General features: G+C 37.0%; 13 protein-coding genes. 1 reads left to right on the forward strand and 12 read right to left on the reverse strand.

Going from position 1 to position 13,748, the window contains the following annotated elements; translation table 11 throughout:
• Positions 1–81: 81 nt before the first annotated feature.
• Positions 82–318 (forward strand): DUF2627 domain-containing protein, encoded by a 237-nt coding sequence (locus J2S13_RS01015; protein WP_307255810.1) that lies wholly within the window; start codon positions 82–84, stop codon positions 316–318.
• Positions 319–367: 49 nt separating this feature from the next.
• Here the strand turns inward: J2S13_RS01015 and J2S13_RS01020 are convergent, their stop codons facing one another.
• The 12 genes from J2S13_RS01020 to nusB all read right to left on the reverse strand — a co-directional run bounded on the left by J2S13_RS01020 (position 368) and on the right by nusB (position 13,058).
• Positions 368–1,102: a glycerophosphodiester phosphodiesterase gene (locus tag J2S13_RS01020; RefSeq protein WP_307255811.1), complete on the reverse strand. Its 735-nt coding sequence runs from the start codon at positions 1,100–1,102 to the stop codon at positions 368–370.
• A gap of 39 nt (positions 1,103–1,141) precedes the next feature.
• Entirely contained in the window at positions 1,142–1,942 is an 801-nt protein-coding gene (spo0A, locus tag J2S13_RS01025; RefSeq protein WP_307255812.1) for a sporulation transcription factor Spo0A, read from the reverse strand.
• A 263-nt stretch (positions 1,943–2,205) separates the two neighbouring features.
• On the reverse strand, positions 2,206–3,498 hold the full coding sequence (gene spoIVB, locus J2S13_RS01030) for a SpoIVB peptidase (protein WP_307255813.1): 1,293 nt from the start codon (positions 3,496–3,498) through the stop codon (positions 2,206–2,208).
• A 256-nt stretch (positions 3,499–3,754) separates the two neighbouring features.
• Positions 3,755–5,467, reverse strand: coding sequence for a DNA repair protein RecN (gene recN / locus J2S13_RS01035; RefSeq protein ID WP_307255814.1), 1,713 nt, complete (start codon positions 5,465–5,467; stop codon positions 3,755–3,757).
• Between the two features lie 196 nt (positions 5,468–5,663).
• Positions 5,664–6,113: a transcriptional regulator AhrC/ArgR gene (gene ahrC / locus J2S13_RS01040; protein WP_307255815.1), complete on the reverse strand. Its 450-nt coding sequence runs from the start codon at positions 6,111–6,113 to the stop codon at positions 5,664–5,666.
• A 158-nt stretch (positions 6,114–6,271) separates the two neighbouring features.
• Entirely contained in the window at positions 6,272–7,111 is an 840-nt protein-coding gene (locus J2S13_RS01045) for a TlyA family RNA methyltransferase (protein WP_307255816.1), read from the reverse strand.
• Between the two features lie 2 nt (positions 7,112–7,113).
• Positions 7,114–9,006: a 1-deoxy-D-xylulose-5-phosphate synthase gene (gene dxs / locus J2S13_RS01050; protein WP_307255817.1), complete on the reverse strand. Its 1,893-nt coding sequence runs from the start codon at positions 9,004–9,006 to the stop codon at positions 7,114–7,116.
• 213 nt (positions 9,007–9,219) lie between these two features.
• Entirely contained in the window at positions 9,220–10,107 is an 888-nt protein-coding gene (locus J2S13_RS01055) for a polyprenyl synthetase family protein (protein WP_307255818.1), read from the reverse strand.
• 4 nt (positions 10,108–10,111) lie between these two features.
• On the reverse strand, positions 10,112–10,336 hold the full coding sequence (gene xseB, locus J2S13_RS01060) for an exodeoxyribonuclease VII small subunit (protein WP_307255819.1): 225 nt from the start codon (positions 10,334–10,336) through the stop codon (positions 10,112–10,114).
• The gene (gene xseA, locus J2S13_RS01065) at positions 10,326–11,684 is read right to left on the reverse strand and encodes an exodeoxyribonuclease VII large subunit (protein WP_307255820.1); all 1,359 of its coding nucleotides are present in this window, start codon (positions 11,682–11,684) and stop codon (positions 10,326–10,328) included. The genes xseB and xseA overlap by 11 nt, the downstream gene beginning before the upstream one ends.
• A gap of 111 nt (positions 11,685–11,795) precedes the next feature.
• Complete coding sequence (folD, locus tag J2S13_RS01070; RefSeq protein WP_307255821.1) at positions 11,796–12,650, reverse strand: bifunctional methylenetetrahydrofolate dehydrogenase/methenyltetrahydrofolate cyclohydrolase FolD; 855 nt, start codon at positions 12,648–12,650, stop codon at positions 11,796–11,798.
• An 18-nt stretch (positions 12,651–12,668) separates the two neighbouring features.
• A complete protein-coding gene (nusB, locus tag J2S13_RS01075) occupies positions 12,669–13,058 on the reverse strand; it encodes a transcription antitermination factor NusB (protein ID WP_307255822.1) in 390 nt (129 codons plus the stop codon).
• Positions 13,059–13,748 lie beyond the last annotated feature (690 nt).

Genomic DNA, 13,748 nt, shown 5'->3' on the forward strand with positions numbered 1-13,748 from the left:
TTTCGATATTCTAAAAAAATATGACAATTAGTGTATATATTTTTTCATATAATGTAATGATCCTCATGAAGGAGAATGTTTATGATTCGTTTAATCGCACTTTTGATACTCGTGATCCCTGGTATCATGGCTGGATTAGGTATAAAGTTGATGAGAGATATGCTCTTCGGTATTTTACAAGCTCCCTTTCCATATCTTTGGTTGCAATTTATGATAGGACTTCTCCTATTCCTAGGCGGACTTGGCTTTATTGGAGGGTTCATCTTTCGTCGGGATCAAAAAAATAATCGAGTGCAAAAAAGATTCCAAAAAAAATAAAAGAAACATGAAAACGGAAGTAATCATCATTTTGATTACTTCCGTTTCTTTATTTCTTTCTTTGCAGTTTTTTTACCGTGATGGCTTTTTCAGGATCGTCGGTAATGATCGCTGAGCACTGAAGGGAATACAACCACTCCATCACTTTTGGATCATTAATTGTATAGGGACGGACTTGAATTTGATCGTTTAGTGATGATTGAATAATGTCGGCGTTTAATGTTTTCACATTTGGATGAATTGCTTTTGCATTGATAGATTTGGCGTAAAGCCATGGCATAAATATTCCATTGGAGTAGAGAGGCGCGATTTCAATATCTGGAGCAATCTGATAACAGTGAACAATGGAATAGTGATTAAAGGATGATAAAATAACACGATGCTCGAAATGAAATTCACGAATTAATTGAATGACCTTTTCTTCTAAAAATTCGTATTGAATTTTATTATTTTTTAACTCGATATTGCAAATCATTTCGTTTTCAGTCATCCATTGAAACACTTCCGCTAATGTTGGTATTCGATATTTTTTTATTTTTTTCTTAAATTTATAACTGGCATCCAATTTTTTTAGATCTGTTAATAAATAATCCTTTACATATCCTTTTCCATTCGTTGTGCGGTCTACTTTCTCATCATGAATGACCACAATTTCTCCATCTTTTGTCAATTGGACATCGATTTCAATTCCGTCTGCCCCAGCTTTATACGCCGCTTGGAACGCTTGCATCGTATTTTCCGGTTGTAGACTTGAAAAACCTCGATGCGCAAAGATTAATGTCATATTCGTTCTCCCTTTTTAAAGCATCCTTTCTCCAACCTGTTAGGATGCTTTATGTTCTAAACGTAATTTATCTGCGACCATGGCAATGAATTCACTATTCGTTGGTTTTGCTTTAGACATGCTCACGGTGTATCCGAATAAGGAGGATATGGAATCAATATTCCCACGGCTCCAAGCAACCTCAATTGCGTGACGAATCGCCCGCTCTACACGACTTGCGGTTGTGTTATATTTCTTGGCGATGTCTGGGTATAATACTTTCGTAATTGATCCCAAAAGCTCAATGTCGTTATAAACCATAGAAATCGCTTCCCGCAAATAGAGATAACCTTTGATATGCGCTGGAACACCAATTTCATGGATAATGCTTGTAATACTTGCATCAAGATTTTTCGTTTTTTGCTCGGCTGGAGGACGTGTTGTTGTAAAAGAGGCTGATTTTTTAATAACTGGATTTGAACTCCCACTTACTTGACGGATATGGTTAATTAAATGATCCATATCAAATGGCTTAAGAATAAAATAAGAAGCCCCTAGCTCAACAGCTTTCTTCGTGACATCTTCTTGACCAAATGCTGTTAACATAATGACATTGGGAGTAGATGTGACAATCGATGGTTGCTCTCTCATTCTTTCTAGGACGGCAAGACCATCTAAATGTGGCATAATAATATCTAAAATCAAAACATCCACTTCAGTTTGCTGCAATAAATCTATACATTCTTGACCATTATGAGCTGAACCTACCACTTCCATATCGTCCTGTGAAGAAATATATTCATCTAGTAGGTTAACTAGCTCACGATTGTCATCTACGATCGCTACCTTTATTTGTTTCACTACAGGTTTCCTCCTCAATTCAAGATATCTTTACACTCTCTTTACACTATGTCTTAAATGAATTTTTCGACAAAGGTATTGGAAATCCTTTTATTTTTTTATTTTTTATTCAAAAAAATGAAAATGATCTTTATTTCTTAGTTTTTCTTCTATTTTCGACGTTCTTCACATTTTTGTCGAAACGTTTATTCAATAATTCATTCATCTTTATATTACCACAACTCGAAGTTAAAAAAGAAAAAACAGATGGGTTCTCCATCTGTTTAGCTTGCAACTTCTTCTTTATTTTGATTTTGATAAATATTAATCCCTGCTTCATTTAACATCCACTCGATATGAACACCATAACCACTCGTCGGATCATTTACAAATACATGAGTGACAGCACCGATTATCTTCCCATTTTGAATGATGGGACTTCCACTCATTCCTTGAACAATCCCGCCCGTTTTATCCAATAATTTGGGATCTTTTATTTTTAAAACCATCCCTTTTGTTGCTGGATATTTTTGGGGAATAGTACTGACAATTTCAATATCATATTTTTCAACCTTTTCACCATCTACAACTGTTAATATTTGTGCTGGACCTTCCTTCACTTGATGTGATAAGGCTATAGGCATCGGCTTTTGAATAATTCCATTTGAGATATTCTGATTGAGCTTTCCAAAGATTCCGTAGGGACTGTTTCGATTTATATCTCCAATTACTTGCCGATCTTCTGAAAACTGTGCGAGCTTTTCTCCAGGATCTCCGTGACGCCCCTTTTCAATCGATGTGACCTTTGACTTTACAATTTGGCCATCTTGAACAACGATCGGTTTTTTCGTATCCATATCAGAAATGACATGTCCGAGAGCACCGTACTTCTTTGAATGAGGTTCATAAAAAGTCATTGTTCCGATACCAGCGGCTGAATCACGAATGTAAATACCTAATTTAAATGACTTTTCTGTGCTATCTTTCATTGGCTGAAGTTTCGTGTTAATTATTTTTTTATCTCGAAGCAGTTCAATATCCAATGGTTTTTGTTTTTCACCTGCTTGTTGAACGAATGGAGCTACATCATTCATTTTATCAACTTTTTCACCATTGATTTTGGTAATCATATCCCCTACTTGAATTCCAGCTTCTTCGCCTGGGGATTTTTTGCCATCAGGAGTATTGACCAAATGATGTCCTACAACAAGAACCCCTAACGTATTCAGTTTCACCCCGATAGATTGACCGCCAGGAATCACCTTTAAATCTTTTACAACATTGACATCCACTTTTTTGATTGGGAAACCTGCTAACTCGAATACGACATCTTCTTTTCCAATATCTTTTCCAACAACAGATAAAGCACTTTTATTATTTTGAATATCGGCTACATGATTTGAAGAGGAAAACACTTGTATGGCTGGACTTTTTTCTAAGGAGAGCTTTTCTCCTTTTTGCATCGTTATTGTATCAGGTAATAACAAATATTGATGAACTGGAGGTAAAAAAGTAAATAATAATAAAGAAACAAGGAGAATTCCACCAATGAATTTTCTCAAACGTTCTGTTTTCAAATTTTCCACTCTCCTCGCTTCTAGTCCACACTTACGATGGCTACAATAATAATTTCTCCCTACAAGCCATCATTTATAACTGACTTTCATATAAAAAACATCCCCATTTTGGATAGTTATTACATTGCATTTTGCATCAAAAAATATCCCCACTTTGACCATTTTTTGTTATCCTTCTTATTTTTATTACAAAAACATAGGTGTGGAAAAAATTCTTATTAAAAAGAGCGGGTCCTTTAAACCCGCTCTCATTTCCTTAGATTTGTTTCATTGTAGAAGCTAATTGCAGTAATTCTTTTGCATGCTGTTTGGTTAGGTCCGTCATTTCAACCCCTGAGATCATTCGTGCAATTTCTTTTATTTGATCACCGGCTTGTAAATAATCGACAGAAGAAGTCGTACGACCTTCATTGATTGTTTTGGAAATAAATAAATGGGAATCTGCTAAAGCCGCGACTTGTGGCAGATGAGAAATGCAGAGAACTTGGGAATGAATCGATATTTGGTAGATCTTCTCGCCAATTGCTTGGGCTACCCGACCACTAACCCCGGTGTCTACTTCGTCAAATATTATAGAGGTAATCCCTTGGTGTTTGGAAAAAATGGTTTTTAACGCTAACATCATCCGGGATAATTCTCCACCGGATGCCACTTTGGAAAGAGGCTTTAAAGGCTCTCCTGGGTTTGTAGAAATATAAAACTCTAAAATATCTACCCCATCTTTTTGAAACGGATCCCTTTTTTCATCTAAATCAGTAGCTGAAACAACAAATCTTACTTCAAAAACGGTTTTATCCATATAGAGTTGCTGAAGTTCATGATGAATTGCTTCTGTTAACTTGGTTGCCCATTTTTTCCTTAATTCACTTAATTGTTTTGCTTCTAAAAATAGGTCTTGCCTTAATGATTTTAATGTTCGGTTTAAATTTTCTATATGACTTTCACGATTGGTTAATGTTTCAATTTCTTCTTCAATCGTCGCCGCATATTCCATAATTTCTTCAATGGAGGAGCCATATTTTCGCTTCAATTGGTTGATTTCATTCAATCGCGATTCAATAAAATTTAATCTTTCAGGGTCAAATTCCAACCCCTCCAAGGCATGATTTAACTGATGAGCGACATCCTCTAATAAATAAAAACAATTGGAAACTGATTCAAGTAATGAACCGTATTCCTCCGAATCTAATTCAGCTGCCGTCTCCAACTGATTCATCACTAGCCCTACCCAATCAAGACCTTTTCCTTCACTTCTTAAAGCATCATAACCAATTTGGACAGATTCGAATAATTTTTCAAAATTCATTAATCTCTTCTTTTCTTCTAATAATTGGTCATCTTCATTTAAGGAAATATTGGCATTTTGTATTTCATTTAACTGAAATTGGATTAAATCAAGGCGATGGGCCATTTGTTGCTCGTTTTCACTTAATTGCTTTATTTTTTTTAATGTCTCATCATATTGTTTGTATATTTGAAGGTAATTATCCTTCGCTTGAGCTATTTCATCGTCTCCAAATTGGTCGAGCAGCCTGATATGAGAAGCGGCATTCATTAATTCCTGGTGTTCATGCTGACCGTGAATATCTACTAAAGATGTACCAATTTCCCTCATGATGGCAATCGTAACTAATTTCCCATTTACCCGACAAACACTCTTGCCATTAGCTGAAATTTCCCGGCGTAATACGATTTGCGCATCCTCAATGTCAATCCCTACCTTTTTGGCTTGATCATAACACGGGTGATGTTCATCTTCTAATAAAAACAGCCCTTCTAGTTCTGCCTTTTTTTCACCGTGACGAACAAATTCGGATGAACCACGGCCACCACATAACAATTGGATCGCATCAATGATTATCGATTTTCCAGCCCCTGTTTCCCCTGTTAAGACTGTTAAACCTTGATCCAATGAGAGATTTAACTTTTCAATTATGGCAAAATTTGTGATAGATAATTCCTGCAACATATGTATCTCACCTCAAAAAATTTAACTGCACCACTTTATAGTAAGCACCCTGAGCTGTCGCCTTCGCTTTTATTTTTATCCAGCTACGGCTCCTTGCTGCTCGAGGTCAAAAGTTCATCCTTTCTGTGGCAAACTACACCACGTCAAGGATGCTCTTTTGCTTGTCGCAGCATAACAGTCGCCTTCGCTTTTAGCGTCATAGCATTTGTAGGAGTCGGTTGGTGACGTCTTCTGTGTTTTCTGGTGTTCGGCAAATGATTAGACAGGTGTCGTCTCCGCAAATGGATCCCATGATTTCGTCCCAATCTAAATTATCAATTAAGGCTCCAACTGCTTGGGCATTTCCTGGTAACGTTTTCATCACCACAAAATGTCCAGCACGATCAATACTGACGAATGCGTCTGTCATGGCTCTCTTTAATTTTTGTAAAGGGTTGAATCGTTGATCAGCAGGTAAACTGTATTTATATCTTCCATCCATTAACGGAACCTTCACTAAGTGTAATTCTTTAATGTCACGGGATACCGTCGCTTGCGTGACATTGTATCCATCATTTTTCAAGAGATCAACTAAATCATCTTGAGTTTCTATTTCATTATTCGCAATTATTTCCCGTATTTTAATATGTCGTTGTCCTTTATTCATCTAATAAACACCTCTTTTGTTTGAATAAATATACTTATGTATACACAATCATACCTTATTTTTTTGTACAAGTATAGAATTTTGGAATGGGAATAATTCTTGGAAAAGCAAAAAACAGTGAGGGATGAAAACCCCCCACTGATTGAAGTTTCACATAATCATTCATGCTTTTTGGTCTTAAAACACTTGTGAGCTTCTTGAACAAGATCCGATACTTCGAAATTCAGTTCATTTTTACCATGTTCTTTGTTCTTTCCACACCAGTGAAGGTGAAGCAAAAACTCAATATTTCCATCTCCCCCTGTAATAGGGGAATAAGATAAATTTTTAATATTATATCCTTCTTGCAATGCAAATTGAATAATTCGATCCACAACCGACTCATGTACCTTTGGATCTCTCACGATACCCTTTTTCCCTACTTGATCTCTACCTGCTTCAAATTGTGGTTTTACTAACGCGATCACATCGCTATTTCCCACTAATAAAGTTTTCAGCACGGGAAGAATCAGCCTTAGGGAGATAAATGAAACATCGATTGTAGCAAAGTTAGGCATATCCCCTTGTAAATCGGCTGGTGTTACATAACGGAAGTTCGTTCTTTCCATCACATATACTCGTTCATCTTGCCGTAATTTCCAGGCTAATTGATTATAGCCGACATCTAATGCATAAGACATTTTCGCGCCATTTTGAAGAGCACAATCGGTAAATCCTCCTGTGGAAGATCCAATATCAAGCATGATTTTCCCTTCTACACTTACATCGAATTCATTCAATGCCTTTTCAAGCTTTAAACCGCCCCGACTTACATAAGGAAGGGCATTCCCCTTAATCTCTAAAGGAGTGTCTTCTGGTACTTTTTCACCAGCTTTATCTAAGCGTTGTTCATTTGAATATACTTGCCCTGCCATGATCAATCTTTTCGCTTTCTCTCTTGTCTCTACAAGACCTCTTTCGACGAGCAAAAGATCAATTCTTTGCTTCTTTACTTTCATATCTATGCTCTTTTCTGTTTTTGTGGTATTAAAGAACTCATTGTCTTTATTATATTTTCCTTTGTTAAACCAATTTCCTCTAATAACTTATTCACGTTACCATGCTCAATAAATCGGTCTGGAATCCCCATACGATTAATCACCGTATTATGAAACCCATGGTCATGAGCAAATTCTAGAACTGCACTTCCAAAACCACCTTGAACCACCGCTTCTTCGACTGTTAAAATCGGAATATTTTCATCCATTATTGAATGAAGCATTCCTTCATCCATCGGTTTGATAAATCGGGCATTGACAACTCGAATAAATACCCCTTGTTTTTCAAGTTCGGTTGCTGCGGCCATAGCCATTGGAATGGTTGTGCCGAATGTTAAAATGACACCGTCTTTTCCTTCTTTAAGGACTTCCCAAGAACCAATCGGGATTTCTTTTAATTCCTTATCCATCGGTACGCCTAATCCATTCCCTCTTGGAAACCTTAAAGCGATTGGTCCATCATCATATTGTACAGCCGTATTCACCATATGTTGACCCTCGTTTTCATCTTTCGGCATCATAATAACAATATTCGGTAAATGTCTTAAAAAAGCAATATCAAACACACCTTGATGTGTTTCACCATCTGCTCCAACAAGTCCAGCACGATCAATCCCAATAAAAACATTTAAATTGGCTCGGCAAATATCGTGTACAACTTGGTCATACGCCCTTTGTAAAAAGGTAGAGTAAATCGCTAAAAACGGTTTCATTCCTTGTGTTGCAAGTCCAGCTGCCATCGTTGCCGCATGTTGTTCCGCTATCCCAACATCAAACATTCGGTCTGGAAATTCCTCCGCGAAGCCAAGAAGCTTTGAACCTACAGGCATCGCAGGTGTAACCGCAACAATTCGCTGATCCTCTCTTGCTAATCTTCTAACCGTTTCACTGATTAATGAACTCCAAGCAGGAGGTGCATCAATAGGTTTAATTATATCACCTGTTTCAATTTTATATGGGCCCGTACCATGCCATGTTCCTTTCCGGTCAAGTTCGGCCGGCTCATAACCTTTTCCCTTTTTCGTAATGACATGAAGCAGTACAGGTCCCTTTGTTTTTTTGGCATATTGAATATTCTCGAATAAGTCTTCAAAATTATGACCATCAATTGGACCCAAATAAGTAAATCCTAGCTCTTCAAAGAACATGCCAGAAACAAATAAATATTTTAAACTATCTTTTAGACGTTCAGCCGTTTGCGCTAGTTTGCCACCTACTGCTGGTATTTTTTTAAGAAAGACCTCTAGTTCATCTTTTACCCAATTATACTTACCTGCTGTCCGCAGTCTTCCAAGCACACTATGAAGTGCCCCAACGTTTGGAGCAATGGACATTTCATTATCATTCAAAACGACAATCATATCTTTTTTCTCATGCCCAATATGATTCAATGCTTCTAACGCCATTCCACCTGTTAATGCTCCATCTCCTATGACAGGAATGATATAAGAGTTTTCCTTTTTTACATCTCTCGCGATGGCCATTCCCATTGCGGCAGATAAAGAGGTGGAACTATGTCCCGTCTCCCAAACGTCATGTTCACTTTCTTCCAGTTTTGGGAATCCTGATAACCCCTTATATTGTCTTAACGAATCGAATTGACTTGCTCTTCCCGTCAATATTTTATGAACATATGATTGATGGCCGACATCCCACAAAATTTTGTCCTGTGGGCTTTTAAAACATCGGTGAAGAGCAATCGTTAATTCCACTACACCGAGGTTGGGCCCGATATGTCCACCCGTTTTAGAAAGTTTTTCTACTAAAAATTTTCTAATATCTAAACTTAGAGATTGCAATTCTTCCATTGATAATTTTTTCAAAAAGGAAGGTTCCTTTATTGTCAAAAGATCCAATTCGGATCACTCACTTTCATTTCTGTTTCAACGAACAATTTTTTGGTCCATTATCTATTCTATAAATCATTATAGCTTTATCCTTTATTTTTTCCATAGAAATAAAAATTTCTTTGTAAAAAAAGCCGCTAACACAAATGTGATAACGGCATGTTCATCTTTTGAAAATTATTTTTATTATACCATATGGAAAGGACATCAACAAATGTTTGTTTACGATTCCCTTGTTGCAATTAATGTAACCATTTCCTGTAAAAGGTCTGTCTCTAAGCCTGTTTTATTTAACGCTTTTGTCGCTTCTTGGATATGATACTGAAGTTTCTCTTTTGCGCCATCTAATGAAAGGAGAGAAGGGTATGTACTTTTATCTTTCGCAGAATCACTTCCTACTTTTTTTCCGATTTTCGCTTCGTCACCCTCGACATCCAGAATATCATCCTTTATCTGAAAAGCGATTCCTAAATGTGAAGCAAATTGTTGTAGAATTTCAAGTTGTTGAGCAGTTGCCTCTGCGATCATTGCCCCTGCAAGAATACCGTAGGCTAACAGCTTTCCTGTTTTATTTTTATGAACATTTTGTAGTTCCTCGAGTGTGAGATTTTTCGTTTCCCCCTCTATGTCTGCTACCTGTCCGCCAACCATCCCTTCTGGTCCTGCCCCTTTTGCTAACCATTCTATTAGTTTTACTTTTAGATGATCTTCATAATGAGGGGTTTGAGCTATAATTTGAAAGGCATAGGTTAATAAGGCATCTCCTGCTAAAATCGCATACCCTTCACCAAATACTTTATGGTTGGTTGGTTTTCCTCTTCGAAGATCATCATCATCCATACTTGGTAAATCATCATGAATAAGAGAATACGTATGAATCATTTCTAACGCAAGAGCGGTTTCTAGCCCTTTTTTCGGATCTTGATGAAATGCCTGCAAGGTGGCAAATAGAAGAATGGGACGTATTCTTTTTCCACCAGCTTGTAAGGAGTAATCCATTGCTGATTTCAAAATTTCTGGGGCATTCAATGTAGAAATATAGTTCTTTAATTCGTTTTGCAGTTGTTCATTATATTCTTTCATAAATAGTTTCAGTTGAGACTGACCCATCGTACTACTCCTCCTCTTGGATAACAAAATCTTTTTCACCGTCTTCTGTCATTAATTTTGTAAGTTGTTCTTCGGCATTTTTCAATTTCCCATGACAGCGTCGCGATAATTCCATTCCCGTTTTATATATTTGTAATGCTTCTTCTAAAGGAACATCCCCTTCTTCTAACCGTTTGACGATTGCTTCTAGTTCTTCCAAAGCTTTTTCAAATGTCATTTCATCTTTCATTTTTCCCACTCTCCTCTACAGACATTACTTTACAGAAAATGCGTCCATCTACTAATCGAATGTTCATTTCATCATCTTTTTTTAATTGCTGACTTGACTTTACTAACTCATGATCTGCTGTGTAGGCTATGCTATAGCCCCTTTCCATTATTTTCAGTGGGCTTAAAGCATCTAATATGGATACAGATTGTCCAAATAATTGTTGCTTCCGCTTTAAAAGCATTTCCATTTGTTTTGTTAATTGTTCGGTTAGATGATCCTTCTTTTCCACTGCAAGTTTAAGAAGCTTCTCTGGGTGATTACGTTCAAGCCTATTAGCTAAAAATTGATGAGTATCCTGCAAGTGTTTGATTTTATAGGTTTGTTCTTTCACTAGTTTTTCTGTTAAGCGATCAACTTGTTCCATTTTTTGTCTATATAATGCAGAAGGATTTCTAAATACATAAGAATTTGTCACCGTCTCTAGTCGTTTTCTGTCATGCTTTAATTGATCAGCAACCGCTCTTATTAGGCGTGTTTTTTTCGTTAATAGCCGCTCTAACACTTCGTCTAAGTGGGGCACTGCTAACTCTGCTGCGGCTGTAGGTGTTGGTGCCCGCATATCAGCCGCAAAATCAGCAATCGTAAAGTCTGTTTCATGACCGACTGCTGAAATTACCGGAATGATTGATTCGTGAATCGCTCTTGCGACTATTTCCTCGTTAAACGGCCATAATTCTTCAATCGATCCTCCCCCACGACCTACAATCACCGTATCAACCTTTTGTTGTTTATTGACCATCTGGATCGCTTTAACAATTGAAGCTGCTGCATGATCTCCTTGAACTAAAGCAGGATATATAAGGATCTTAGCAATTGGATATCGACGTTTAATGGTTGTGATAATATCCCGAACAGCCGCCCCTGTTGGAGATGTAATGACACCAATTGTTTGAGGAAAAGCGGGTAATTTTTTTTTGATTTCTAATCGAAACAATCCTTCTTTCTCAAGCTTTTCCTTTAACTGTTCAAAAGCTAAATAAAGTTCCCCAATTCCATCTGGTTGCATTTCCTTCACATATATTTGATATTGTCCACCTGCTTCGTAAACGGTAATATCTCCTTTTATTAATACTTGCATCCCGTTCTCTGGATTAAACTTTAATTTTCGATTAGCTGAAGAGAACATAATGGACAACATACGAGCATTTTCATCTTTTAACGTAAAATACATATGTCCGCTTGTATGACGTTTGTAGTTCGATATTTCCCCTTTCACATAAACATCCGTTAAATAAGGATCCGCATCAAATTTCCTTTTAATATATTTCGTCAGTGCTTTCACTGTTAAATATTGTTGTGGATTCATCATAAACCACCTTATAAAAAATTCTAAAACAGAAAAGCTGCATTCCGATTAAGTTGAACAGGAAGGCAGCTTATTCATATATATAATATTACTATTTAAATCAATTGAATGCTATTGTTTCCCCTTTTGTTTAGCTGATTTCACAGTGTTATAAAGAAGCATTGTAATCGTCATTGGACCAACTCCACCCGGTACAGGTGTAATATAGCTCGCTTTTGATTTAGCATCCTCGAAATCAACATCTCCACAAAGTTTCCCGTTCTCATCACGGTTCATGCCCACATCAATAATCACCACATCTTGCTTAAAATCATCCGCTTTTAAATATTTGGCAATTCCGACAGCAGCAACAACGATATCAGCTTGTTTTGTAAATGATGAAAGATCTTTCGTTCTTGAATGACAATAAGTTACAGTGGCATTCTCTCTTAAAAATAATAATCCAGCTGGTTTCCCAACGATATTACTTCTTCCTACGATCACAACATGTTTTCCTTCTAGCGGGATATTTTCTCTTTCCATTAACTTAATGACTCCGTATGGTGTGCATGAAACGAATCCATCTTGTCCAATAGATAGTTTTCCAACATTAATCGGATGAAAGCCATCTACGTCTTTTTCCGGGGAAATTGTATCGATTACTTTCGTTTCCGAAATATGCTTTGGTAGAGGAAGTTGAACTAATATACCATGTATGGAATCGTTGGCATTTAAATCTTTAATTTTATTTAATAGCTCATCTTCAGTAATCGACGCAGGGTATTCATATAGTTCTGAATGAATCCCAACTTGAGCACAGCCTTTTGTTTTATTACGAACATATGTATGAGAAGCGGAATCGTCTCCTACAATTATTACTGCTAATCCAGGGACTATTCCTTGTTCCTTTAGTTGTTCAACTTCTGTTATTAACTCTTGTCGAATGTCATTCGCAATTTGTTTTCCATCAATTATTTTTGCTGTCATTTTCCTACCTCCTTGGTATTATTCTAACGTTTTTTTAATATTGGAAAGAACCCCATTGATAAATTTGCTTGAGCGTTCTTCACTGAATTTCTTCGCAATTTGAACAGCTTCCGTAATGGCAACATTAAATGGCACGTCTTCCATATACTTCATTTCATATACAGCAATCCGTAATATATTCCGATCGACTTTTGCTAAACGATCGAACGACCAATGTTCGCTATGCTTGCCAATGATTTCATCAATCTCTTGTAAATGGTCCATCGTTCCTAGAACAATTTGTTCAACATATGGTGCGGTGGTTTCCTCTTCCATCACGTTTTCAATTGCTTCTTTTGGATCGATCTCACTTATGTCTATTTGAAATAATGCTTGTAAACCTCTTTCACGTGCTGTACGTCTTTTCATTCATTTAACTCCTTTTAAACAATATCATATGTATAAGACGATCATAGCATAAATTCAAAAAAAGTCGCAGAAAAATATTAAATCAACATGTATTCAGAAATTTCATACCATTACTTTACATATCCTTGCCCCTTCATAGAGTTTACTCTATTGTTGACGTTAGTCAAAATTTCAGAACAAATGCGTAAGAGCAAAAGCACTGGTGTACGGATTTTGTAGTCACAGGGTTAGATAAATGAAAAACAGCGAGGTAGCTCACGAGCTGATGTTGACATCTCGTAGGGCGAGACGTAGAAATATGCTAGCCGTTAGGCGCTGAAGGCTTGCCACGAACAACATTTTTAATGATGATCCACATGTGTGAACTACCCGTCAATGAATTGACTGAGCTTCTCGCTTCATCGGGCGGTCTATCGACCTGCCCTCCACGAAGGTTTATTCCGAACCTTGCAATGGTTTCAAATGAGTGGGTCTTTCCCACATGACAGGCATTATTTTACGTGGTGACTGTTCTTTCTTCACCACAACCCCATATAATGCAGTTTTCAAAGAACACTCGTTCTTGTAAGTAGTATATCATGTTTTGTCTTGCCATCCCACAAGGGGATTTCGACAAAAGCGTACTCTCATCTCTACTCTAAAGAGGTAGAGGATTCCCGTCCGCAATCCTAAATTTTATAGTACGCCAAA

It is taken from the genome of Oikeobacillus pervagus, assembly GCF_030813365.1.
Taxonomy (GTDB): domain Bacteria; phylum Bacillota; class Bacilli; order Bacillales; family DSM-23947; genus Oikeobacillus; species Oikeobacillus pervagus.